This is a genomic window from Streptacidiphilus albus JL83 (genome assembly GCF_000744705.1).
Classification (GTDB): Bacteria; Actinomycetota; Actinomycetes; order Streptomycetales; family Streptomycetaceae; genus Streptacidiphilus; species Streptacidiphilus albus.
In genome coordinates this window covers 1,905,813-1,928,183 of record NZ_JQML01000001.1, presented here as the reverse complement: position 1 = coordinate 1,928,183, position 22,371 = coordinate 1,905,813, and the positions used below count along the sequence as shown (strand labels likewise).

General features: G+C 72.1%; 20 protein-coding genes. 11 read left to right on the top strand and 9 right to left on the bottom strand.

Annotation, left to right across the window (positions count from 1 at the left end):
• Nucleotides 1-14 precede the first annotated feature (14 nt).
• The gene (locus BS75_RS08345; RefSeq protein ID WP_197091916.1) at nucleotides 15-578 is read left to right on the top strand and encodes a hypothetical protein; all 564 of its coding nucleotides are present in this window, start codon (nucleotides 15-17) and stop codon (nucleotides 576-578) included.
• A 550-nt stretch (nucleotides 579-1,128) separates the two neighbouring features.
• On the opposite strand, the gene BS75_RS44045 is transcribed toward BS75_RS08345, so the two are convergent.
• Nucleotides 1,129-1,809, bottom strand: a complete 681-nt coding sequence (locus BS75_RS44045; protein ID WP_052069281.1) for a hypothetical protein — start codon at nucleotides 1,807-1,809, stop codon at nucleotides 1,129-1,131.
• Between the two features lie 319 nt (nucleotides 1,810-2,128).
• Here BS75_RS44045 and BS75_RS08330 point away from each other — a divergent pair, with 319 nt between their 5' ends.
• The 4 genes from BS75_RS08330 (at nucleotide 2,129) to BS75_RS08315 (ending at nucleotide 4,941) form a co-directional block, all read left to right on the top strand.
• Complete coding sequence (locus BS75_RS08330) at nucleotides 2,129-3,382, top strand: hypothetical protein (RefSeq protein WP_034087754.1); 1,254 nt, start codon at nucleotides 2,129-2,131, stop codon at nucleotides 3,380-3,382.
• Nucleotides 3,375-3,950, top strand: coding sequence for an NUDIX hydrolase (locus tag BS75_RS08325; protein ID WP_197091915.1), 576 nt, complete (start codon nucleotides 3,375-3,377; stop codon nucleotides 3,948-3,950). Before BS75_RS08330 ends, BS75_RS08325 begins: the two co-directional genes overlap by 8 nt.
• A gap of 237 nt (nucleotides 3,951-4,187) precedes the next feature.
• The gene (locus tag BS75_RS08320; RefSeq protein ID WP_034087753.1) at nucleotides 4,188-4,409 is read left to right on the top strand and encodes a hypothetical protein; all 222 of its coding nucleotides are present in this window, start codon (nucleotides 4,188-4,190) and stop codon (nucleotides 4,407-4,409) included.
• A gap of 58 nt (nucleotides 4,410-4,467) precedes the next feature.
• Nucleotides 4,468-4,941 carry a hypothetical protein gene (locus tag BS75_RS08315; RefSeq protein WP_152645810.1) on the top strand — a complete coding sequence of 158 codons (474 nt, stop codon included), beginning with the start codon at nucleotides 4,468-4,470 and terminating at the stop codon, nucleotides 4,939-4,941.
• 248 nt (nucleotides 4,942-5,189) lie between these two features.
• Here BS75_RS08315 and BS75_RS08310 read toward each other — a convergent pair whose 3' ends face one another.
• The 4 genes from BS75_RS08310 to galE all read right to left on the bottom strand — a co-directional run bounded on the left by BS75_RS08310 (nucleotide 5,190) and on the right by galE (nucleotide 10,011).
• Complete coding sequence (locus BS75_RS08310) at nucleotides 5,190-6,236, bottom strand: agmatine deiminase family protein (protein ID WP_034087751.1); 1,047 nt, start codon at nucleotides 6,234-6,236, stop codon at nucleotides 5,190-5,192.
• Nucleotides 6,237-6,283: 47 nt separating this feature from the next.
• Nucleotides 6,284-8,002 (bottom strand): urease subunit alpha, encoded by a 1,719-nt coding sequence (locus tag BS75_RS08305; RefSeq protein ID WP_034092634.1) that lies wholly within the window; start codon nucleotides 8,000-8,002, stop codon nucleotides 6,284-6,286.
• 44 nt (nucleotides 8,003-8,046) lie between these two features.
• The gene (locus BS75_RS08300) at nucleotides 8,047-8,802 is read right to left on the bottom strand and encodes an urease subunit gamma (RefSeq protein ID WP_042440222.1); all 756 of its coding nucleotides are present in this window, start codon (nucleotides 8,800-8,802) and stop codon (nucleotides 8,047-8,049) included.
• A 204-nt stretch (nucleotides 8,803-9,006) separates the two neighbouring features.
• Nucleotides 9,007-10,011, bottom strand: a complete 1,005-nt coding sequence (gene galE / locus BS75_RS08295) for a UDP-glucose 4-epimerase GalE (RefSeq protein ID WP_034087750.1) — start codon at nucleotides 10,009-10,011, stop codon at nucleotides 9,007-9,009.
• A gap of 330 nt (nucleotides 10,012-10,341) precedes the next feature.
• On the opposite strand from galE, the gene BS75_RS08290 reads away from it, so the two are divergent.
• Complete coding sequence (locus BS75_RS08290) at nucleotides 10,342-12,459, top strand: ATP-binding SpoIIE family protein phosphatase (RefSeq protein ID WP_160312314.1); 2,118 nt, start codon at nucleotides 10,342-10,344, stop codon at nucleotides 12,457-12,459.
• 46 nt (nucleotides 12,460-12,505) lie between these two features.
• On the opposite strand, the gene BS75_RS08285 is transcribed toward BS75_RS08290, so the two are convergent.
• On the bottom strand, nucleotides 12,506-13,537 hold the full coding sequence (locus tag BS75_RS08285; RefSeq protein WP_034092631.1) for a DUF2637 domain-containing protein: 1,032 nt from the start codon (nucleotides 13,535-13,537) through the stop codon (nucleotides 12,506-12,508).
• A gap of 163 nt (nucleotides 13,538-13,700) precedes the next feature.
• Here BS75_RS08285 and BS75_RS08280 point away from each other — a divergent pair, with 163 nt between their 5' ends.
• From BS75_RS08280 to BS75_RS08265, 4 genes are read left to right on the top strand one after another with little or no spacing between them, the layout of a single operon-like run.
• Nucleotides 13,701-14,225 (top strand): PadR family transcriptional regulator, encoded by a 525-nt coding sequence (locus BS75_RS08280; protein ID WP_034087749.1) that lies wholly within the window; start codon nucleotides 13,701-13,703, stop codon nucleotides 14,223-14,225.
• Entirely contained in the window at nucleotides 14,222-14,923 is a 702-nt protein-coding gene (locus BS75_RS08275) for an ABC transporter ATP-binding protein (RefSeq protein ID WP_034087748.1), read from the top strand. Before BS75_RS08280 ends, BS75_RS08275 begins: the two co-directional genes overlap by 4 nt.
• A complete protein-coding gene (locus BS75_RS08270; protein ID WP_042440226.1) occupies nucleotides 14,920-17,307 on the top strand; it encodes an FtsX-like permease family protein in 2,388 nt (795 codons plus the stop codon). The genes BS75_RS08275 and BS75_RS08270 overlap by 4 nt, the downstream gene beginning before the upstream one ends.
• Nucleotides 17,308-17,357: 50 nt before the next feature.
• Nucleotides 17,358-18,830, top strand: a complete 1,473-nt coding sequence (locus BS75_RS08265; RefSeq protein WP_034087747.1) for a glycosyltransferase family 39 protein — start codon at nucleotides 17,358-17,360, stop codon at nucleotides 18,828-18,830.
• 15 nt (nucleotides 18,831-18,845) lie between these two features.
• Here BS75_RS08265 and BS75_RS08260 read toward each other — a convergent pair whose 3' ends face one another.
• Both BS75_RS08260 and BS75_RS08255 read right to left on the bottom strand, forming a co-directional pair.
• The gene (locus BS75_RS08260) at nucleotides 18,846-19,661 is read right to left on the bottom strand and encodes a hypothetical protein (RefSeq protein ID WP_408022522.1); all 816 of its coding nucleotides are present in this window, start codon (nucleotides 19,659-19,661) and stop codon (nucleotides 18,846-18,848) included.
• A 134-nt stretch (nucleotides 19,662-19,795) separates the two neighbouring features.
• Nucleotides 19,796-20,557 carry a hypothetical protein gene (locus tag BS75_RS08255; RefSeq protein WP_034087746.1) on the bottom strand — a complete coding sequence of 254 codons (762 nt, stop codon included), beginning with the start codon at nucleotides 20,555-20,557 and terminating at the stop codon, nucleotides 19,796-19,798.
• Between the two features lie 195 nt (nucleotides 20,558-20,752).
• Between BS75_RS08255 and BS75_RS08250 the strand changes: the two genes are divergently transcribed.
• Nucleotides 20,753-21,376 carry a nucleotidyltransferase family protein gene (locus tag BS75_RS08250; RefSeq protein ID WP_042440231.1) on the top strand — a complete coding sequence of 208 codons (624 nt, stop codon included), beginning with the start codon at nucleotides 20,753-20,755 and terminating at the stop codon, nucleotides 21,374-21,376.
• A 53-nt stretch (nucleotides 21,377-21,429) separates the two neighbouring features.
• Here the strand turns inward: BS75_RS08250 and BS75_RS08245 are convergent, their stop codons facing one another.
• Nucleotides 21,430-22,269 (bottom strand): IclR family transcriptional regulator, encoded by an 840-nt coding sequence (locus BS75_RS08245; RefSeq protein ID WP_042440233.1) that lies wholly within the window; start codon nucleotides 22,267-22,269, stop codon nucleotides 21,430-21,432.
• Nucleotides 22,270-22,371: the final 102 nt, after the last annotated feature.

The window sequence follows — 22,371 nt, the reverse complement described above, 5'->3', positions numbered from 1 at the left end:
TCGTGGGGGACACCTTGAAAACGCGCTTCCGTCGTACTGCCGTCCTGGCTGCTGGAGTTGGACTGCTCGCCCTGCTGCCCGGCGGTGTCGGCACCGCGCAGGCTGCAGGGTATTCACCGGTGGGGGCCCTGCAGATCGGTGTCCACGGCATCCCCGCCAAGGTCAACCGCGGCACCACCATCACCATGGTGATCTGGTACCGCCAGACCTCGAAGGACAATGCGTACCCGGTGCTCGACGGGCTGGCCGTCGGGACTGCCGCGAACGGTACGGTCAACCGGGCGGCCAGGGGTTTCACGGTCAGCCTGCAGAGCCCGGTGACGCACCGCTGGGAGAAGATGGCCTACAACGGCGCCTTCCAGGACTACGAGGCGACCTCCGGCGTCACGTTCAAGGTGACGCCCGGGTACTGGGAGCACCTGAACGTCAGGCTCACCCTCGCGGCCAACGCCCCCGAGGGGCTGGTGCAGATCGTGCCGCTGCCCATGGAGGGGTTGGACCTGCTGGGGAGCAAGGGCCAGAGCGTTGACGGGTATCTGAGCGTGGACTATCCGATCTACTACACCCAGGTGAAGTGACGGTCGGTGGTGGCGTCCGGGCCTCCCTGACGAGCAGGCGCTCCCGGGTGGACCGATGTGCCGATGTCGGCTTCATCGGTGGCGCCCGCCCTCCCGAGGATGACGGGCGCCCGGATCGTACGGTTCAGTCCCAGCTCGTGTCCTGCTTGCTCATGGAGCCCCCCTCGGTCGATGTCGATGCGGTCATGACAGTAAAGACGCTTCAGGTCGGTCAGGCGTTGCACTTTGTCGATGACACAAATCGTTTGAGGCGCACGAAGACCCCCGCAGCGGGCGCGGGGGTCTTCGGGCGCTCGTCGACGAGGCCGGCTGCTAGGCCCTGGGCTGCTGCTGGGTGATGCAGTGGATGCCGCCGTGGTGGCCTCGGCCCAGGTGGTGCCGGTGCAGACGACGGCGGTCTGCAGGGTGGCGTCTACGTCGCCGTTGAGGTCCTGAACGGCGACCCAGGCTCCCCGGAGGTCGTCGACGGCATCCCGGAGCTTCTCCGGGGCTTGAGGGGCAGTCAGTGCCGCGGGGAGCTTGCTGTTGCGCCTGGCCGGCATTGGGTCGGTCATCTGAAGCGCCTCGGCGTGAAGTCCAGGTCGCGTCCGGCGGCGAGGATTTCGGGCGCCTGGGAGTAGATGACTTCCAGTCGTGCCGCGCCGGCGGGTGTGACCTTCCCGTAGGGCGCGGCGGACATGATCTCCACGTACTCCGCCCACAGGAGCGGGCTGACCTTCTCGGGCCGGTGCGCGTCGAGCGGCAGTATGGGCGCCTGGGCGGCTTCGATGAGGGCTGCGTCGTCGGAGTGCGTCATCTGGTCCCTCCCGGCTGTCGGGTGTCGGGTGTCGTGGAGTGCGGCGGCGAGCCATGCGGCTGAGGTGAGGATGCCGGGCTCGGGGAGGTGCAGCCAGCGGACGGTGTCGGGGTGCAGGGCGCGGTCGCAGGGTGCGGCGATCCAGTTGCCGACGCCGAGGTGCTGGCAGCCGTCGGGGTAGTCGGCTGTGGAGCCGGGCCGGATGAGCCAGTACAGGCATTCGGAGCGGCGGGACTGCAGGACCGGGCCGAGGAGCGTGCGGTCGTCCCGGTCGGCGAGGAGCCGCTCGGCCGTGGCGAGTCCGAGGTCCTGCGGGGTCCGGACCGCCTCCCACGCGTAGCCGGCCGCGAGGAGGACCACCGAGGACCTGGGCGGGTACTCGTCGTAGGCGCTCATCAGCCACGTCGCGTCGGGGGCGACCGTCAGGGGCGTCACGACGGGCTCCCCTGGTGTTCGGGGCAGGCGACGACGACCCACGCAAGGGGTTCGCCGGGGCGGACCTCGATGGAGACGTAACCGTCACGGAGGAGCACGCCGTCGGTGCGACTGCAAACGATGCAAGCGCGGGCGTGCAACTGGTCGTCCGTATAGAGGTGCGGCGAACCAGCGCCCACCTGCGGGGTAGGAGCCATGCCCACAGGATCGGCACCATGGCGGAATCTCCACAGGGCCACGGTGGGTACTCACCGTGGACTATCGTCAAAGGGGGATGAACCGCCACCAGGCCCCGGGCAATCTGGTAGGAGTACGCAGCATGACCGACACCGAGACGCCGGGACTGCCGCCCCAACTATTGGCCCACCCCGACTTCTTGTCCGCCTGCACCCGGCGGGACATCGGCGCCGTGTTCCGCCTCGCGAAGCTCCACGCCGGATTCTTCCCCGCTCGCATCGCCCGCCTCACCGGACTGACCACCAGTCGCGTCTCCGAGCACATGAGCACCCAGCGGGTCATGTCGAACATGCAGGTCATCGAGCGCGTGGCAGATGGCCTGCGCATCCCTGGGCACCTCCTCGGCCTCGCACGCCGAACCTGGGAAGTCGACCAGCCCTGGGAAGAAGTACCCGAGCGCACTCTGAGCACCGAGGCCTGGGAGATTCTGGACACCCTCACGCGCTCCACCGTGAGCAACGAAGTGCTGCTGCACCTCGAAGCCGCCGTCATCGGGGCCGCCGCACGCTATCCCTCGTCCGGCACTGGACAACTGCTGCCCACCATGACCCGGCAACTCGCCAAGGTCCACCAGCTCCTGGACCATCCCCAAGCAGTCACTGCCCGGCGCCGGTGCGTCGAACTCCTTGCCGTCCTGTCCGGGCTCATGGGTCTCGCCTACACGGACACCGGCGACCCCCTGCAGTCGAGTGCCTTATTCCACATGGGCCACGTCGCCGCGAACGAGGCCGACCACGACGGCCTGACGGCGTGGCTCCTGACCATGCAGAGCATCACCCTGTCGGTGAACGACAAGACGGAGAAAGCAATCGAGCTCCTCCAACGCGCCGACGCCCTCGGTGGCGCGGCACCGCAGCGGCGCCGGGCGTGGGTCACCGCCAACCTCGCCAAGGCGCACGCCGCGGCCGGGAACCGGCCTGCGGCCCTCTCCGCGCTTGAGCGCTCGGCTGCCCACCTCGACCGCGCCGACGAGGACATCACTGGCCTCGACTTCTTCACGGTCCCCCGGCTCGACGGGATCGCCGGAACCATACACTTCCTGCTCGGCTACTACGATCCGGCAGCGGACATGCTCCGCACCGCCCTGGACCGGCGCGACGCCGCAGACACCAAGGGTCGGGCCATCCTCACGTTCGACCTGGCCGAGTGCCGCATCAGGCAGGGTGAACTCGACGAGGGATGCCACCTGGCTCACGCTGCCCTGGACCTCTCAGCCAGCAACAGCGTGCAGGCCGCCCGGAACCGGGCGACAGCGCTGGGGCACGCACTGCGCCCCTGGCAGCAGGCCGCGCCTGTCGCCGCCCTGACGGAACGGATGAGAGAGCCGCATGGCTGAGACAACACGCGAAGGGACCCCTGAGATGCAGTGGATCAGCCACGGGCGCCGCCTCGTCTACGGCAGCGACTACGTCAACGTATGGCTGCACGACGTCGAGATCCCCGGCGTTGGGCACATTGAACACCACGTCCTGACGATGCCCCGACCGTCGACGACAGCAGTAGTCACGGATGATCACGGCCGCTTCCTGCTCCTCTGGCGGCACCGCTTCATCACCGACACCTGGGGCTGGGAAGTACCTGCGGGCTGGGCGGACCCGGGTGAGGAACCGGCCGACGCGATCTGCCGTGAGGTCGAAGAGGAGACAGGGTGGCGCCCCGGGAGCGTCCAGCCGATGGTCGAATACGACGCCCTGGCGGGCATCTCGACCATGCACTTCCGCAGCTTCCACGTAACCGGCTGCGAGTACATCGGGCCGCCGGCAGACCGGAGCGAGGCCGAGCGCGTCGAATGGATCCCCGAAGCCGAGGTGGTCAAGCTGATCGCGCACGGCGAGGTCGCCGACGGGCCGTCGCTGACGGCGCTCTCCTACTACCTGGGGCCTTACCGACTCTCCCGGGGCTGAGCCGGATCAGCTGGTTGTCGTTGGCACCCGCGATCTTGCGGCTAGAGTCCCCGAAGCAGCCGGAGCACTGCCGGAAGTCCGGGAGTACCGCCGTCCAGATCAGCCGCGCTGCCTGTGTCTCGCGGCAGGCCGAGGACGCGGGCACGGGAGGCGTCAGACGGCCGACCGGAGGGCAAGAGTCGCCCCGCCGTCGAGTAGCGGTCCGCCCAGTCGCCCCCGTCCTGCGACAATGGATCAATGCCCCCAGCCCGCTCCGCCCCGGACCCGCAGTGCGCTGTCGACCGCGCCAATGCGGCAATCCGGGCGTACCTGCTGGGACTGCCCGAACGCTCGCCGGCCACGGCAAAGCAGCGCGCCGAGTACAACCAGCTCGTCGACGCCTACCTCGCGGCCGTCGCAGTGCGGGACGGGGCGCGGCGGCGGGACGTGCAGGACGATGGGGAACCCGCCGCGGCGTAGGACGGCCAGGTGATCATGCGCCCTGTTCGCGGGTCGCACCGGCCCCTATGCTCTGCCGGTGACCACCACCCGCTACCGGGCCCCCCGCGAGGTGCGCCGCATGGGCTGGCGGGCCATCTCCCGTCTGGTCCCCGCTGCCCTCACGGCCGGAATAGCCCTCTCCTTCCGGCACCCCACCGTCGGTTTCGTGCTCAGCGCCACCGCGTTTTCGTTCGCCGCTGCGATTCCCTACGCGTTCTTCTTCTTCGGCGGCTACTTCGGCTGGACCAGCACGGACAGCAAGGGCATCCACACCTGGTCCACCGTCATCCGGCGCACCGTACGCTGGCACGATGTCGCCCTCCTGACGGTCGTCGACGCCCAGGACAAGGGCATCGTCCACATTGCCCAGGTCGAGCGCAGGGACGGTACAGCCGTAAAGCTGTACGGCGTCATGGCGACCAGGCGCAGCGACCCGAAGTTCAACAGCGACCTGAAAGCGATCCGGGCGGACTGGGAGACGGCGACGGGCCGGATCGCCGCCCAGGTGTGATCTTGCCGCGCCTGTCGCATGCTGGTGTGACCTGCGGCAGGGAGGCGACTGTGGCCCGACCCATCTGGACCGGTGCGTTGATGTTCGGCCTGGTCACCGTGCCCGTCGCCCTGTAGGCGGCCACCGAGTCCCATGGCGTGCAGTTCCGGCAGGTCCAGCGCGGCACCAGCGACCGGGTCAGGAACCGGCAGCTTGTACTAGGCAAACTGGATCATCAATGCAGGTCAAGCCCGTGAGCTGCCAGCTTGCTAGGCCCTGGGCTGCTGCTGGGTGATGCAGTGGATGCCGCCGCCGTTGGCGAAGATCTCGCGGGCGTCGACGAGTTCGACCTTGCGGTCGGGGAAGTACTGGGCGAAGACCTCCGCCGCCTGCTGGTCGCGCTCGTCGTCGAAGGCGCAGAGGACCACCGCGCCGTTGCACAGGTAGTGGTTGATGTAGGAGTAGTCGACGGGCTCGCCGTCCTCCTCGAACAGGACGGTCGGGGCCAGGAGTTCGACGACCTCCAGCTGTCGGCCGCCGGCGTCGGTGGAGGCGCGGAGCAGCGCGGCGATCTCCTTGGTCACCTCGTGGTCGGGGTGGGCCGGGTCGGGCTGGGTGTGGACGGCGACGGTGCCCGGCTTGAGGAAGGCCGCGACGATGTCGATGTGGCCGCGGGTGCCGAAGCGCTGGTAGTCGCGGGTCAGGCCGCGCGGCACCCAGATCGCCTTCGTGGTGCCGAGGTGGGCGTGGATCTCGGCCTCGACCTGCTCCTTGGTCCAGTCCGCGTTGCGGCCCTCGCCGAGCTGCACGGTCTCGGTGAGCAGCACCGTGCCCTCGCCGTCGACGTGGATGCCGCCGCCCTCGTTGATCAGTCGGGAGGCGAAGCGGCGGACGTCGGCCAGGGCGACGACCTCCTCGGCGATGTGCTGGTCGTGCTCCCAACTGGCCCACTCCTGGGCGCCCCAGCCGTTGAAGATCCAGTCGGCGGCGGCGAGGCCGCCCTTGCCGTCGGTCAGGAAGGTCGGGCCGATGTCGCGCATCCAGGCGTCGTCCAGCGGCCGTTCGACGATCTCGACCTCGGGGGAGAGGTAGCCGCGGGCGTCCTCGGTCTCGCCGGTGTTGACGACCAGGGTGACCGGCTCGTAGCGGACGATGGTGTTGGCCACGGCCGCCCAGGCCTGGCGGGCGGCGTGCAGCTCGTCGGCGGCGAAGGTCTCGTTCGAGGTGGGGAAGGCCATCCAGGTCCGGTCGTGCGGCTGCCACTCGGCAGGCATCGCGAAGCCGAGCTCGGCGGGGGTGGTGGGCGCAGCGGTCATGAGGTGATCGATCCTTCGCGGGGACGACGGAGCCGGGGACGGCGGTGTCAGAGGAAGTAGAGGCGGTTGAGGGTGACGGTGTCGGCGGGGTGGGATTGGAGGGGTTCGCCGTCGAGGGTGACGAGTCCGGTGGTGGGGTGGACGTCGATGGTGCCGAGGCGGTGGTTGCGGTGCATGTTGCGGGGGCCGATGTCGCGGGTGTGTTTGACGGGGACGCGGCGGCGGCGGGTGGGGAGGTGGTCTCCGTTGTCGATGGCGGCTTGGGCGACGAAGGCGACGGAGATGTCGGCGGGGGTGGAGCCGTGGGCGCCGAAGAGGGGTCCGAGGACGAGGGGTTCGCAGCGGTCGGTGGAGGCGTTGGGGTCGCCGGTGACGCCGAAGGCGGGGAAGCCGGCTTTGAGGACCATTTGGGGTTTGGCGCCGAAGTGGTCGGTGCGCCACAGGACGATGTCGGCGAGTTTGCCGGGTTCGATGGAGCCGATTTCGTGGGCGAGGCCGTGGGCGATGGCGGGGTTGATGGTGAGTTTGGCGATGTAGCGCAGGACGCGTTCGTTGTCGTCGCCGCTGTTGGTGTCGCCGTAGGAGTCGGTGCCGTCGAGGGGGCCGAGTTCGTGTTTCATTTTGCCGGCCATGGCGAGGGTGCGGCGGACGGTTTCTCCGGCGCGGCCCATGCCTTGGGCGTCGCTGCTGGTGATGCCGATGATGCCGAGGTCGTGGAGGATGTCTTCGGCGCCCATGGTGCCGGCGCGGATGCGGTCGTGGGCCATGGCGGCGTCGCCGGGGAGGTCGGTTTTGAGGTCGTGGGCGGAGACGATCATGCCGAAGCCTTCGCCGAGGGCGTCGCGGCCGTAGGGGAGGGTGGGGTTGGTGCTGGAGGCGATGATGTTGGGGACGCCGGCCATTTTGAGGACGTTGGGGACGTGTCCGCCGCCGCAGCCTTCGATGTGGTAGGCGTGGATGGTGCGTCCGGCCAGGACGGCGAGGGTGTCTTCGACGGAGAGGCATTCGTTGAGGCCGTCGGTGTGGAGGGCGACTTGGACGTCGTGGTCGTCGGCGACGCGGAGGGCGGTGTCGAGGGCGCGGGTGTGGGCGCCCATGTCTTCGTGGACTTTGAAGCCGCAGGCGCCGCCTTCGGTGAGGGCTTCGGTGAGGGGTGCGGGGTTGCTGGAGGAGCCGCGGGCGAGGAAGCCGATGTTGACGGGCCAGGCGTCGAAGGCGTTGAAGGCGTGGCGCAGGGCCCAGGGGGAGTTGACGCCGACGCCCCAGACGGGTCCGAATTCCTGGCCGATGATGGTGGTGGTGCCGGAGGCGAGGGAGGCTTCCATGATGCGGGGGGAGAGGAGGTGGACGTGGGTGTCGATGGCGCCGGCGGTGGCGATGAGTCCTTCGCCGGAGACGATGGTGGTGCCGGTGCCGACGGTGATGTCGATGTTGTCGAGGGTGTCGGGGTTGCCGGCGCGGCCGATGGCGGTGATGCGGCCTTCGCGGATGCCGATGCTGGTTTTGCGGATGCCTTGGACGGCGTCGATGAGTAGGACGTTGGAGATGACGAGGTCGCAGGTGTCGCGGACGGCGGCGGCTTTGAGGTGGAGTCCGTCGCGGGCGGTCTTGCCGAATCCGGCCAGGAACTCGTCGCCGGGGTGTTGGGAGTCGGACTCGACACGGACGATCAGTCCGGAGTCCCCGAGCCTGACCCGGTCCCCCGCCCGCGGACCGTGCACCGCGATGTAGTCATGCGGATCGATGGCGCTGCTCGGTGCGGGCATGCCGGGACGGCCGTGGCAGCCCCGGGCTTCGAAGCGGCCGGCGGTCATGCCTCGTCCTCCGTCGGGTGGTTGTGGGTCTGCTGGTCGTTCTGGGTCGGCCGGTCCTGAGCCGGGTACTCGGTGAGGTAGCCGGTGGCCACGGCCTTGGTGAGGGCGGCCTCGCGGGCGCCGGGGGCGTCCAGTGGGCCGTCGACCAGTCCGGCGAAGCCGATGGCGATCCGCGCGCCGCCGATCGGCAGCAGCCCGACCTCGACGGTGGCGCCCGGGTCGAAGCGCACGCTGGAGCCGGCCGGGACGGCCAGCCGCATCCCGTACGCGGCGGAGCGGTCGAAGCCCAGCCGCGGGTTGGCCTCGAAGAAGTGGAAGTGCGAGGTCACCGTGATCGGCACGGCCGAGGTGTTGCACACCGGCAGCCGTACCGGCGCGACCCGCGGCTCGTAGCCCGCGCCGTCGCCCGGCAGCGCCGCGCCGGGGGCCTCCGCGCCCAGCGAACCCGCGCCTCGGAACGGGTCGTCGATCACGCAGAGTCGTGTCCCGTCGTCGAACACCGCCTCCACCTGGAGCGTGGTGACCACGTCCGGGACGCCCGGGAGCACGTCCTCGGCGGTGAGCAGGCTGCGGCCCGCCTCGATCGCCTCCGCGAGCCGGCGGCCGTCACGGGCGGCCTCGCAGACGGTGTCCGCGATCAGCGCGGTCGCTTCGGGCACGTTGAGGCGCAGGCCCCGGGCGCGTCGGGAACGCGCCAACTCGGCCGCTGTGAAGATCAGCAGCCGGTCCCGCTCGGTCGGTGTCAGTCGCACGGCGCCTCGCCCTGAGAGTTTTGAACGGCATTCAAACGTCTGCCAGCATTGAACCCCGCCGGGACGGCGATGTCCAGCGTCGGAGGCGTCGACAGGGCCGCAGGAGGGCAGGCGGCCGGCCTGCGGGCAGACAGACGTCCGCCCGCGCCGGGACGGGGCGCGGGCGGACGTGTTCGGGGGAGCCGCAGAGCTCTGCGGACGGCCTCAGGATGCGATGAGCACCGACTCCCGGCGGGAGAACCAGGCGAGGGTGTCGGCGATGCCCTGTTCGAGGCTGAACTCCGGCCGCCAGCCCAGCAGCCGCGCGGCCTTGTCGCTGCGGGTGAACGCGCCCGCGCAGTCCCCGGGGCGCGGGGCCGCGTCGGTCGTGGCCAGTGGGGCGCCGGTGACCTGTTCGAACGCGGCCACCAGCTCGCGCACGGTGGTGCCGTGTCCGGTGCCGAGGTTGACCACCTCGTAGGAGGAGGGTCCGCCGACCGGCAGCGCCTCGTCGAAGTGCTCCAGAGCGGCGACGTGGGCCCGGGCGAGGTCCCAGACGTGGACGTAGTCGCGGATGCCGCTGCCGTCGCGGGTGGGCCAGTCGGTCCCGGTCACCCGGAAGGGGGCGCTGCTGCGCCGGGCTTCGATGATCTTGCCCAGGGCGTGCGAGGGCATCGGCGTCTGCAGTCCGGTGCGCAGCTGCGGGTCGGCGCCGATCGGGTTGAAGTAGCGCAGCGAGAGCACCCGCAGCGGGGTGGCCTCGGCGGTGTCCTTGAAGACCAGCTCCATCAGCAGCTTGGTGCGGGCGTAGGGGCTGAGCGCGTCCAGCTCGGAGGACTCGTCCACGGCGAAGTCCTCGCCGGGCGTGTAGATCGACGCGGAGGAGCTGAACAGCAGCCGTTCGCAGCCGTTGCGCTGCAGGTGCTCCAGCAGGCTGACGGTCTTCGCCACGTTCTCGCGGTAGTAGCGGAGCGGCTCGGAGACCGAGTCGGGCACGATGATCAGCGCGGCGCAGTGGATGGCGGCGGAGATGTCCGGGTGCTCGGCGAAGATCCGGTCCACCAGTTCGCCGTCGGCTATGTCGCCCTCGTAGAAGATTCGGCCCTCGGTGAACTCACGGCGGCCGGTCACCAGGTTGTCCAGCACGACCGGGGTGACGCCCTGGTCGAGGCAGGCGGAGGCCACCGTGCTGCCGATGAACCCGGCGCCACCTGTGATCAGTACCTTCATCGTCAATCCACCCCTTCGGACGTCGCTCGACGTCTTCGACAGGTACTGACGAGCGGGCCGCCGAGATGGTTCCGTGATCCGTCCTTGTCCTTACGGTGATGGGGCGGGAGTGGCGCAGCGGTGGGGCAGTGGTGAGGCGGGAGCGGGGCAGTCGTGAGGGAATGGTGGGGCGGCGGTGGCGCGGGAACGGACTGCCGGGCTCCGGAGACGCCGGGCCGCCATTGCCGTGAGCCTTTTCGTCCGACAGGATGAAGTCCGGATAGCCGGATGTGGATGCGGGCAGTCACTCTGTGTACCAGCCCCGGAACAGTAGAGAGCGGCGGGAGAAGCATGGCGTCGGTACCCCATCCGCCCCGGTCGGCCCCGGAGATTCCGCGGCCGGGCGCGGGCCCGGCGGACTGGCTCGAACCAGCCATGGCGGCCAACGGCATCGGCACCTTCGACTGGGACATCCGGCACGACCGCATCGTCGGCGACAGCCGGGCCTGCCGGATCATCGGCATGGACGACCTGGCCGAGAAGGGTTTCCCCTCGCAGGCCTTCCTGGACCTGCTGCACCCCGAGGACGCGCCGGTGGTCAGCCGCCGGGTCCGGCGCGCGGTCGCCGAGCTGGGGCAGTGCGGGGCGTACTACCGCACGGTCTTCCCCAGCGGCGAGATGCACGCGGTGCGGTTCCGCGCCCGGGTGCTGGCCGACGAGCGCGGACTGCCGGGACACCTGGTCGGCTTCGTCTGGGACGCCACCGCCGAGCTGCACAAGCGCACCCGCGCCGACCGGATCGCGGCCCTGCGCGACGAGCGGGCCCAGTTCATCAAGGAGACCGCCCGCGCGCTGTCGGAGGCCGTCAGCGTCCGCGACGTCGCCCGGGTCTTCACCGAGCTGCCGATGCCGGGCATACCCCCGGACGGGCTCATCCTGGCGGTGCTGGAGAACGGCCGGATCCAGATCCAGCACTCCAGCGGCTACACCGGCGACTCCAAGGCTCCGGACCACATCCCGCTCGACGCCGACCACCCCGGCGCGATCGCGCTGCGCACCCGCACCCCGGTCTTCGTCGGCAGCCCCGACGAGTACTCCGACCGCTATCCGGCGGCCTGGCCCATGGCCGAGCTGACCAACCGCAAGGCCTGGGTCTTCCTGCCGCTGGTGGCCAGCGGACGGGCGCTCGGGGTCTGCGTGATCAGCTACGACGGGGAACGGGAACTCGACCTGGAGGACCGGACCCTGCTCGGGACGCTGGGCGGCATCGTCGCCCAGTCCCTCGCCCGCGCCCGGCTGCACGACGCCGAGCACGAGCTCGCCGCGGGCCTCCAGCGGGTGCTGCTGCCGCGCCGGATACCGCCGCTGCCGGGCTTCACCACCGCCGTCCGCTACCTCCCGGCCGGGACCGGGCTGCAGATAGGCGGGGACTGGTACGACGTGGTCCCGCTGCCCGGCGGCCACATCGGCGTGGTCATCGGCGACGTCCAGGGCCACGACGTCACCGCCGCCGGGGTGATGGGGCAGCTGCGGATCGCGCTGCGGGCCTACGCCGCCGAGGGGCACCCGCCGGCCGCGGTGATGGCCAGGGCCTCGCGCTTCCTCGCCGACCTCGACACCGGCCACTTCGCGACCTGCCTCTACGCCGAGGTCAACGTCGACTACGGCGCGGTCTACGCGGTCCGGGCCGGCCACCTCGACCCGCTGGTCCGCCGGGCCGACGGCAGCAGCGCCGTCCAGCCCGTCGCCGGGGGCCTGCCCCTGGGCATCGACCCGGAGGGCACCTACCCGGTCACCCGGTTCACCCTCGACCCCGGCGAGATGCTGCTGCTCTGCACCGACGGCCTGGTCGAGACCCGTACGGTCGACCTCGACGAGGGCATGGAGCGGATCCGCACGGCCATCGCCGGGCCGCAGCCGGACGGGCCGGGCGCACTGGAGGACCTGGCCGAACGGATCGAGGCCACCGCCGCCGACAGCAACGAGCGGGACGACGACATCGCCCTGCTGCTGCTCCGCTGGGACGGCAGCGCCACCAGCCGTCCGCAGCAGCTGCGCCGCCGGGTCCCGCAGGCCGACCTGGCCCGGATCTCCGAGGTCCGCGGCGAGCTCAGGGACGCGGTGCGGCGCTGGGGCGTCGGCGAACTGGCCGACACGGTCGAGCTGCTGACGTCCGAGCTGGTCACCAATGCGCTGGTGCACACCGACCGGGACGCGCTGCTGACGGCCCGGCTGTTCCGGGAGTGCCCGGACGAGGGACCGGACGGGCCGCGCGGGCGGGCCCGGCTGCGGGTGGAGGTCGACGACGAGTCCGACCTCTGGCCCAAGCGCCGGACGCCGGGCGAGCAGGCGTCCTCGGGGCGCGGGCTGATGCTGGTGGAGGCGCTGGCCGACGCCTGGGGCGTGGACCCGCTGGGCAGCGGCAAGCGGATGTGGTTCGAACTGGCGTGGACCCCGCCGGATCAGTGATCCGACGGGGTCCACGGCGGGGCGGTCGCGGGCGGCTCACGGCCGCTCAGCCGTACAGCTGCTCCAGGTCCTTGAGCTTCTGCTCCAGCGAGTCGAGCCGGGGCAGGGTCAGCGTGTCGTCCTCGGCCGTGAGGTCGAAGGTCCGGTCGTAGCTCCGGGCTATGACGGGCTCCGGCGCCGGGGCCGGCTTGGCGGCCGGTGCGGCGGGGACGGACTCGCGTTCGACGCCCGCGGCCTGGGCCGGGTGCGGCACGGCCGGGAGTTCGGCCCGACGGGCCTCGCGCCCCTTGGACCAGGTGCGGTTGCCGCTGCTGAGCGCTCGCAGTTCGGCGCGCTCGTGGCGGGAGTCGCGGCGGGCGCGGTCGCGGTCTATCATCCGCTGCCGCTTCTCGTCGCGCACCTCGTCCACGGCCTCGTCCAGGGTGCGGACGTTCTCCAGCAGCATCAGCGACCAGGCCGCGAAGGTCTCGCGGGGGGCGCGCAGCCAGCGGACGATCCGGATCTGCGGCAGCGGGCGGGGCACCAGGCCCTGCTCGCGCAGCGCGGCCCGACGGGTCTGCTTCAGCGCCCGGTCGAAGAGGACGGCGGCCGAGAGGGACATGCCGGCGAAGAACTGCGGCGCACCGTTGTGGTCGATGCCGCGCGGGGCGTGCACCCAGTTGAACCAGGCCGACGCGGCGGCGAACAGCCAGACCAGCAGGCGCGATCCGAGGGCGGCGTCGCCGTGGCTGGCCTCGCGCACGGCGAGCACCGAGCAGAACATGGCCGCGCCGTCGAGGCCGAACGGCACCAGGTACTGCCAGCCGCCGCCCAGGTCGAGGTTCTCCTCGCCGAAGCCGACCAGGCCGTGGAAGGAGAGGGCCGCAGCGACCGAGGCGCACGCGAAGAGCAGCACATAGGAGGCGCTGCCGTAGAGGGCCTCCTTCTTGCGGCGGCGCTCCTCACTGCGCTCCCAGGAGTCGGTGCTGTCCCGCGCCGCCGTCCCGCGTGAACGCAGCAGGGTCGCCACACCGGCGACAGCGAGGACGACCGCGATCGCGGTGATGCCCCAGCCCAGCGTTATGTCGGAAAGTCTCATGAAACCGCCCCGCCTGATGTACCGCCAGTGAGTGCCACCCCCGGCAGTCGCCGAGGCGACCACCATACTGGCTCAACTCAGTGCGGCGGACGGGGCTTTTGGGGCGGGATCCACCGGGAAGGGTGTATGCACCCCGGGTATACATGGTGTGTATAGTTGCCCCATGTCACTCGGTCATACCTTCCTTGGCCTGCTGGAACACCACCCACGCCACGGTTACGACATCAAACGCGCCTACGATGAACAATTTGGTCACGGCCGCGCGCTGCACTACGGACAGGTGTACGCGACCCTGTCACGGCTGCTCAAAAACGGTCTGGTCGAGGTGGATTCGGTCGAATCCGGAGAAGGCCCCGACCGCAAGCGCTACGCGATCACCACGGCCGGCGTGACCGACGTCGAGGCCTGGCTGGGCCGCGCGGAGAGCCCCGAGCCCTATCTGCAGAGCACCCTCTACACCAAGGTCGTGCTCGCACTGCTCACCGGCCGCCCCGCCGCCGACATCCTGGACACCCAGCGCGGTGAACACCTCAGGCTGATGCGGGAGCTGACCCGCCGCAAGACCGAGGGCGACCTCAGCGACCAGCTGATCTGCGACCACGCCCTGTTCCACCTCGAAGCCGATCTGCGCTGGCTGGAGCTCACCGCCGCGCGGCTCGACGAACTCGCCACGGAGGTCCGCCGATGAACGCCCAACCGACCGAGGCCGCACCGCTGCTGGAAGCGGTGGACGTGCACAAGTCCTTCGGCCCGACCCCGGCCCTGGCCGGCGCCTCGGCCAGCATCGCGGCCGGTGAACTCCTCGCCGTCATGGGCCCCTCCGGCTCCGGCAAGTCCACCCTGCTGCACTGCCTGGCCGGCATCCAGCGCCCCGAAGCGGGCTCGATCCGCTACCGGGGCGAGGACCTCGGCAGCGCGTCCGACTCCCGGCTCAGCGCGCTGCGCCGCAGCGACTTCGGCTTCCTGTTCCAGTTCGGGCAGCTGGTCCCGGAGCTGAGCTGCCTGGAGAACACCGCGCTGCCGCTGCGGCTGAACGGGATGCGCCGCCGGGCGGCCGAGGAGCACGCCCGTGAGTGGCTGGAGCGGCTGGAGGTCGCCGAGCTCGCCGCCAAGCGGCCCGGGGAGATCTCCGGCGGCCAGGGCCAACGCGTCGGCGTGGCCCGGGCGCTGGTCACCCGGCCGGCCGTGGTCTTCGCCGACGAACCCACCGGCGCGCTCGACTCGCTGAACGGGGAGAAGGTGATGAAGCTGCTGGCCGCCGCCGCCCGGGACACCGGCGCAGCCGTGGTCCTGGTCACCCACGAACCCCGGGTCGCCGCCTACGCCGACCGCGAGATCGTGGTCCGCGACGGTCGCACCCGCGACCTCACGGGGGCCTCCATATGACCGCCCCCAACCCGTCCGACCAGGTCCGCTTCCCGAGGCTGGCGCAGTACGCCATCGGCCTCCGACTCGCCTTCACCGGCGGCCGGGACGCCCGGATCCGGGTGACGCTCACCGCCCTCGCGGTCGGCCTCGGCGTCGCCGTGCTGCTGCTGGTCTCCTCCGTCCCGTCGATGGACCATGCCCACGACGCCCGGATCTACAGCCAGGAGGACAGCTTCTACGGATCGGCCAAGGCACCGCGCACCAATGCCACCGTGCTGATCGAGGACGCGAACACCGTCTTCAAAGGAGCACAGGTCCGCGGCCGGATCGTGCAGCCGGAGGGCTCGGCAGCACCCCTTCCGCCGGGCGTGGCCCACTATCCCGCGCCGGGACAGATGGTCGTCTCCCCCGCGCTCCGGGACCTGCTGAACGCCTCCGGCAGCGAGCTGCTGCGGCAGCGCCTGCCCTATCCGGTGGTCGGCACCATCGGCCAGGCCGGGCTGCTCGGCCCGTCGCAGCTGTCCTACATCCTCGGCTCCGACCAGGTGACCTTCGCCCAGGGCGCGGTCCGGATCGACCACTACGGGCAGTACTTCCAGGGGCAGCCGCTCTCACCGGTGCTGATCCTGCTCAGCCTGGTCGGCTTCGTGGTGATGATGGCGCCGGTCGCGGTGATCCTCGCCACCGCCGCCCGCTTCGGCGGCGAGCAGCGCGACCGCCGACTGGCCGCGCTGCGGCTCTCCGGCGCGGACCGGGCGATGACGGTGCGGACCGCCGCCGGCGAGTCGCTGGCCGGATCGCTGCTGGGCCTGGCCGTCGGGGCCGGCTTCTTCCTGCTGGCGCGTCAACTCGCGCAGCTGGTCACGGTCGAGGGGGTCAGCTTCTTCCCCCAGGACATCCAGCCGCAGCCGGCCATCGCCGCACTGATCGCGGTCGTGGTGCCGCTGCTGGCGGTGTTCGCCACCCTGGCCGGGCTGCGCCGGGTGGTGCTCGACCCGCTGGGCGTGGTCCGCCGGGCCGGCGGGTCCCGCCGCCGGATCTGGTGGCGGGCGCCGCTGCCGGCCATCGGTCTGGTGGTGCTCTACTACGCGCTGCGCCAGCCGGACGGCATCGAGCAGACCAAGGGCATGGCGCTGACCTCGATCGGCATGGTGCTGCTGCTCTGCGGTATCGCGGCGCTGCTGCCCTGGGTGGTGCAGGGGGTGACCCGGGTCCTGCCGAGCGGCAGCCTGTCCCAGCAGTTGGCGGTGCGCCGGCTGCAGCTGGGCACCGGCTCGGCGTCCTGGGCGGTGAGCGGCATCGTGGTCGCGGTGGCCGGGGCGATCGCGCTCCAGGTGCTCTTCAGCGGGGTCTCCACCAGCTTCGACGTCTCCCAGGCCCAGAGCGACGCCTTCCTCGCCCAGGGCGCCCGGGGCCAGGCCCCGGCCGTCGGGCAGTACCAGGCCACCGTCGAGTTCCCGGGCCGGGCCGCCGACACCGCCCAGGACCTGCAGCGGCTGCGCACCAGCCCGGCCGTCAGCGCCGTCATCGGCTACCAGAACTACTGGCTGACGGCGCCGTCCGATCCGAACGGTGACACCTCCCCGCTGCGGATCGCCGACTGCGCCGTCCTGGAGCACTTCGCGGTGCTCCCGCACTGCGTCGACGGCGACGCCTTCCTCGCGACCGCCAACAGCTCCATCGGCCTGGCCGAGGGCGTCGGCGCGGGACAGCAGGTGCACAGCGAGTACGGGGACGACTCCACCCCCGGACCGAACTTCCGGCTGCCCGCGGTGCTGACAGCGGTCCAGGAGCGGTCCGACCCGATGTCGCAAATGATGGGAACCGCACTGCTGCTGGTCACCCCCGGAGCGCTCCCGGCCTCGGTGGTGAACGGCCAGGGAACCGTCTTCTACGTCGGCCTGGACCAGAGCCGCCCGGACGCCGCGGACCAGCTGCGCACCACGGTGGCGTTGACCGAGCCCTCGGCCTCGCCCGACTTCCCGGCGGACCCGACCACCAACCACAACTTCTCGGTGGTCACCCGGGGGCTGGTGATCGGGGCGATGGTGACGCTGCTGCTGATCGGCCTCAGCCTGCTGGTCGGACAGCTGGAGCAACTGCAGGAGCGGCGAAGGGTGCTGGCGGTGCTGTCGGCCTTCGGCACCCGGCGGAGCACGCTCGCGCTGTCGGTGCTGTGGCAGACGGCGCTGCCGGTGGTGCTCGGGCTGCTGCTGGCCTCGGCCGGCGGGCTCGCGCTCGGCGCGGTGCTGCTGCACCTGGCCCAGCTGCCGCAGGCCTTCGCCTGGGGCACGGTGCTGGCCACGGCCGGCATGGGTGCGGTCGCGGTGCTGCTGGTGACCGCGCTCAGCCTGCCGGCGCTGCTGCGGATCACCCGTCCCTCCGGGCTGCGCTTCGAGTAGCGCCGCCCGACCCGCCCACCGTCCCCTCCCCGAGCCGCAGAGGAACCAGCATGGCCATCCCCACCGTCCGTATCCGCAGCGCCGGACCGGCTCCGGTTCCGGTTCCGGCATCGGGGGTGCGGGCGGCGAGGCAGGCCACGCTCGCGGTGGTGCTGCCGCCAGCGCTGCTGGCACTGGCGCTGGGGCTGTGGGGGCTGCGGCGGCAGGACAGCATCTGGGGCGACGAGGCGGTCAGCCTTGAGGTAGCCCGGCGCAGCACCGGGCAGATCTGGCAGCTCACCCAGCACATCGACGCCGTGCACGGGCTGTACTACCTGCTGTTGCACCTGCTGTTCACGCTCCACGACGGCGGGTTGGCCACCCTGCGGCTGCCGTCGGTGCTGGGGATGACCGCGGCGGCGGCCGGGGTCGCGCTGATCGGCCGGCGGCTGTCGGGATCCCGCGCCGGACTGGCCGCCGGGCTGGCCTTCTGCGTCTTCCCGGCGGTCCAGGAGTACGCCCAGGAGGGCCGCTCCTACGGGATGGTCTGCGCCGGGGTGGTCGGCAGCGGCCTGCTGCTGCTCCGGGCGGCCGAGCGGCCGACCGTGTCGCGCTGGTCGGGCTATGCCCTGGCCGCGCTGACGACGTGTGTGCTGCACGAGTTCGCGGTGCTGGCCGTGCTCGGGCAGGGGCTGACGCTGGTGCTGGCCCGGCAGTCGCGCCGGGTGCGGCTCGGCTGGCTGGCGGCCTGTGCCGGGGTGCTGGCCGGGCTGCTGCCGTTGGCGCTGCTGAGCGAGTCCGAGGCCGCGCAGGTCGCCTGGATCACCGCGCCCGGCACCGGCACCGTGCTGTTCGCGCTCGGGACGATGCTGGTCGGCGCCCTCTGCGCGCTGGTGGCGGGCCCCGGGCAGCGGGCCTTCGCGCTGCCGCTGCTGGTGCTGCCGCAGACGGTGCTGCTGCTGGTCTCCGTGGTCCACCCGGTCTACCTGGACCGCTATGTGGTCTTCGAGTACGCCGGGCTGGCGCTGCTGATCGGCGCCGCGCTGGACCGGCTCGGCCGCCGGGCCGGGTGGCGGGTGCTGCTGGTGGTGCCGCTGGCGCTGCTGCTCCTGCTGCCGGTGGAGACCGGGCTGCGCACCCCGCAGTCCCGACCGGACGACCTGGCGGCGGCGGCCCGCGCGGTCGGGCGGATGTCCGCCCCCGGCGACGGCGTGCTGTTCCTGCCCTCCGCCCGGCGCCAGTCCGAGCTGGCCTTCCCGGCGGACTACGCGGGCCGGATCGACCTGGCCCTGAGCGGGAACGTGGCCGCCTCGGACACCCTGGGCGGGATCGAGCTGCCGCCCGACGGGATCCGTGCCCGGCTGCTGGCGGTCACCCGGGTGGTCACCGTCCGCACCGCGGGGAAGGGCGTCCCCGAGGGCACCGCCCAGGACCGGGAGAAGCTGGCCGTGCTCGGCGCCGACTTCCAGGTCTGCGCCCGGGCCGAGGTGCGCGGCCTGGTGGTCACCGCCTACGCCCGGCCGGGCGACTGCCGCGCCGGGTAGGCGCGGGTCGGCCGGTCAGCCGGCCAGGGGGACCGGGACCTGGCCGAAGGCATCGGTGAGCCGGGCGGCCTGGGCGCGGAGGAGGGCGGCGTCGGCGCGGGTGGAGACCTCGGCCAGCGCGGTCAGAGCGGGGGCGATGCCGACCGAGAAGCCGGTCAGCTCGCGCAGCCGCAGCGACTCGGCGAAGCCGTGCCGGGCCCCGGCGAGGTTGCCGTCCTGCTGGGCGATGAACGCCAGGTGCCGCCAGGTGTAGGAGAGCAGCAGGTCGTCCTGGAGCTGCTCGGCCCCGGCGTGGGCGCGGCGGAGCGCGGTCCGGGCCGAGGCGGGGTCCTTGAGCAGGTTCTCGGCGACCAGGCCGCGCCGGAAGTCCAGCAGCGGGCGGCCCGGGGCGTTCGGCGGCAGCAGCGCGGAGGCTCGGCCGAGCGCGGCCTGCGCCTCGTCCAGCCGGTCGTGGACCTGGAGCAGGGTGGCGCAGTAGGCGAGGTAGCCGCGGGCGCAGGCGGCGGCGGAGCGCTCCTCGGCGGTGCCGGCATGGGCCTCGGCCAGCCGGAGCGCGTTCTCGGCGGTGCTCCAGCCCCGCCCGCGGAAGAAGGCCCCCTCGATCAGCAGCTCGGCGCGGAGCAGCGCGCTGCCGGGGGAGTGCTCGGCGGAGGGCTCCAGCAGCACCGCCGCGACCGCCCAGCAGCCGCGTGAGCGGAGCAGCCAGACGGTGGCCTCGTCCGGCGATCGCTGTTCCGGGCCGGGCTCCGGGTCGGGGTCGGGGGTTGGCCCCGGCGCCGCTCCGTCGTTCCGTGGCCTCCGCTGGTCCGACGCCCTCAGCTGGTCCGACAAGGACGGCTCCCCTCCGTGCTGCTGGCCGGTGGTGACGGAATTCCAACACGCACCCGGGGAGCCGCGCCAGATCACGGACAGAACCGGTTGGGATCGTCCGTGAACTGACGCATCGTCATATCGTGCTCGGTGGTTCAGCCGCCGCCGTTGGCCCGGAGGAACTCGCGGGCGGTGGAGTTGACCGGCTGCGGGGTTCCGGCCAGGTCGAGCTCGAACAGGGCGACCAGCAGCTGGTCGGCGCGGTTGCGGGCCTCCTGGTTGTAGCCGGCCAGGGTGAACATCACCGGCTGGAGCTCGTCCGCGTGCAGGGTGTTCAGCCACAGGCACTCGACCGCGCGCAGGTCGGCCGGCTCGGTCCAGGTGTCGACCTGCGCCACGATCCGGGGACCGAGCAGGCAGACCCCCTCGCGGTCCTGCGAGTCGGAGACCTCCAGTGAGCCGTGACCCAGCCACTCCAGGAACCGGGCGGCGGCCAGGACGGCGTCGTCCCCGGTGCGGACCGGGTGCGGGACGAACGGCGGGCGGCCCACGGGTCGGGCCGGGGCCGCCGGCCGGACCGGTGCGGTCGGCGTGATCGGCGGCACCGCCTGGACCGGGTGCACCGTGGTCAGCGGCGGCGGTACCGCCAGCGGCACCGGGTGGCGCGCGGTGTCCACCGGCAGCCGCACGACTGCGCCGCAGTCGCAGGTGAACTCGGGCTGGGGCCACTCGTCCGAGCGCCCGCAGGAGGGGCAGCGCATGTTCAGCCAGGAGTCCGCCCAGGACCGGAACCGCACCTGCACCGGGATCCCCCCGCTCAGCAGCGGCACCTTCAGCTGCGCCCCGCAGGCGCAGGGGAAGAGCGGCGGCTGGTAGGCGTGCTCGCGTCGGCAGGAGGGGCAGCGCACTGGCTTCACCGCGGCTGCCTGTCCGGGATTCTCCGGCTGCGGTGTGGGGGGCATGACGTACCGTCCGATCGGCTGAGGGAGCACGCTCTCCCATCGTCCCCGATGGGCGTCGATTCGGGGAGTCCCTTGGGCAGATGGTAACGGTCCAGGGACTTGTGCCTTCCTACGATGCGGACGGGGACGCGGTCCGGTCAGACTGGCCCGATGGAGACCGGAGACCCTGTTCGTGGAGAACCCGTTGCCGTGCTGCTGGCCGCCGGGGCGGGCCGCCGTCTCGGCCTGGGGCCGAAGGCGCTGCTGCGCCACCGCGGCCGCCCGTTGGTCGAGCACGCCGTCGCGGTGCTGCGGGAGGGCGGCTGCCGCCGGATCGTGGTGGTGCTCGGCGCCGGGGCGGAGCAGGTGGCCGCCGGGGCGGTGCTGGACGGCTGCACCGTGCTGCGCAATCCCGACTGGGCCACCGGCATGGGCTCCTCGCTGCGGACCGCGCTGGCGGCGCTGCCCGCCGAGGCCCCCGGTGCCACGGCGGCGCTGGTCGCGCTGGTGGACACGCCCGGCGTCGGCCCCGCCGCGGTGGCCCGGCTGCTGGCCGCGCACGCGGCCGGCGCGGAGCTGGCGGCGGCGGCCTACGCGGGCGTGCGGGGGCATCCGGTGCTGATCGGCGCACGCCACTGGGCGGAGGCGGCGGCCGGAGCGGTCGGTGACGCGGGCGCGCGGGCGCTGCTGCGCGCCCATGCGGACACGCTGGAGCTGGTCGAGTGCGGCGATGTGGCGGTCCCCGACGACATCGACACGCCGGAGGCGTGGGCGGCCTGGAGCAGCAGGGCCTGAAGGCGGCAGAACTCCAGGGCAGCAGAGCCCGAGGGCGGCAGGGTCGGGCTGCCTCAGCCGCTGGCGGCGAGGGCGTGGCCGAGGCGGGTGGCGATCTCCTGCATCCGGGGGATCAGCCCGCCGTGCGCCTGCTGTGCCTCCAGCAGCCGGATCCGGGCCTCCGGGCCGGAGACGGACAGGGCGGTGGGCGTCGGCGCGCCGGGGACGACCACCGCGATGCAGCGGACGCCGATCTCCTGCTCCTGGTCGTCGACCGCGTAGCCGGCGCCCTTGACGTCGTCGAACTGGGCGAGCAGCTGCTCGGGCCGGACCACGGTGTGGACGGTGTGGGCGGTCAGCGGCCCGGGGCCGAGCACCCCCGCCGCCTCGGGGCGCGGCAGCTGGGCGAGCAGCACCTTGCCGACGGCGGTGCAGTGCGGCTGGACCCGGCGGCCGACCTCGGTGAACATCCGCATGGAGTGCCGGGAGGGCACCTGCCCGACGTACACGACCTCGCCGGCCTCCAGCACGGCCAGGTTGGCGGTCTCGCCGGTGGCCTCCATCAGCTCCGCCAGGTAGGGGCGGGCCCAGCTGCCGAGCAGCCGTCCGGCGGTCTCGCCGAGGCGGATCAGCCGGGGTCCGAGGGTGTAGCGGCGGGCGGTGTCCTGGCGGACGTAGCCCTGCTGGACCAGGGTGCGGATCAGCCGGTGGATGGTCGGCATCGGCAGTCCGGAGGCGGTGGCCAGGTCGCTCAGCGTGCTGACGCCGCCCGAGTCGGCCAGTACCTCCAGCAGCTGGAAGGCGCGCTCGACGGACTGCACGCCCCCGGAGCGGTCGGCCGCCGGGGCGTCGAGCGAGGCAGATGATGCGACCACGGGACGGCCTTCCAGGGTGAGCAGGGCAGGATCGGGCATGAGCAACATCAACAAAGTGTTGAATTTCTGCATGGCGGAAACTAGCCTCCACCTTACAGAAGTACGGTGGTCCCGACGACGGAATCGATCGACTGTCGTCCC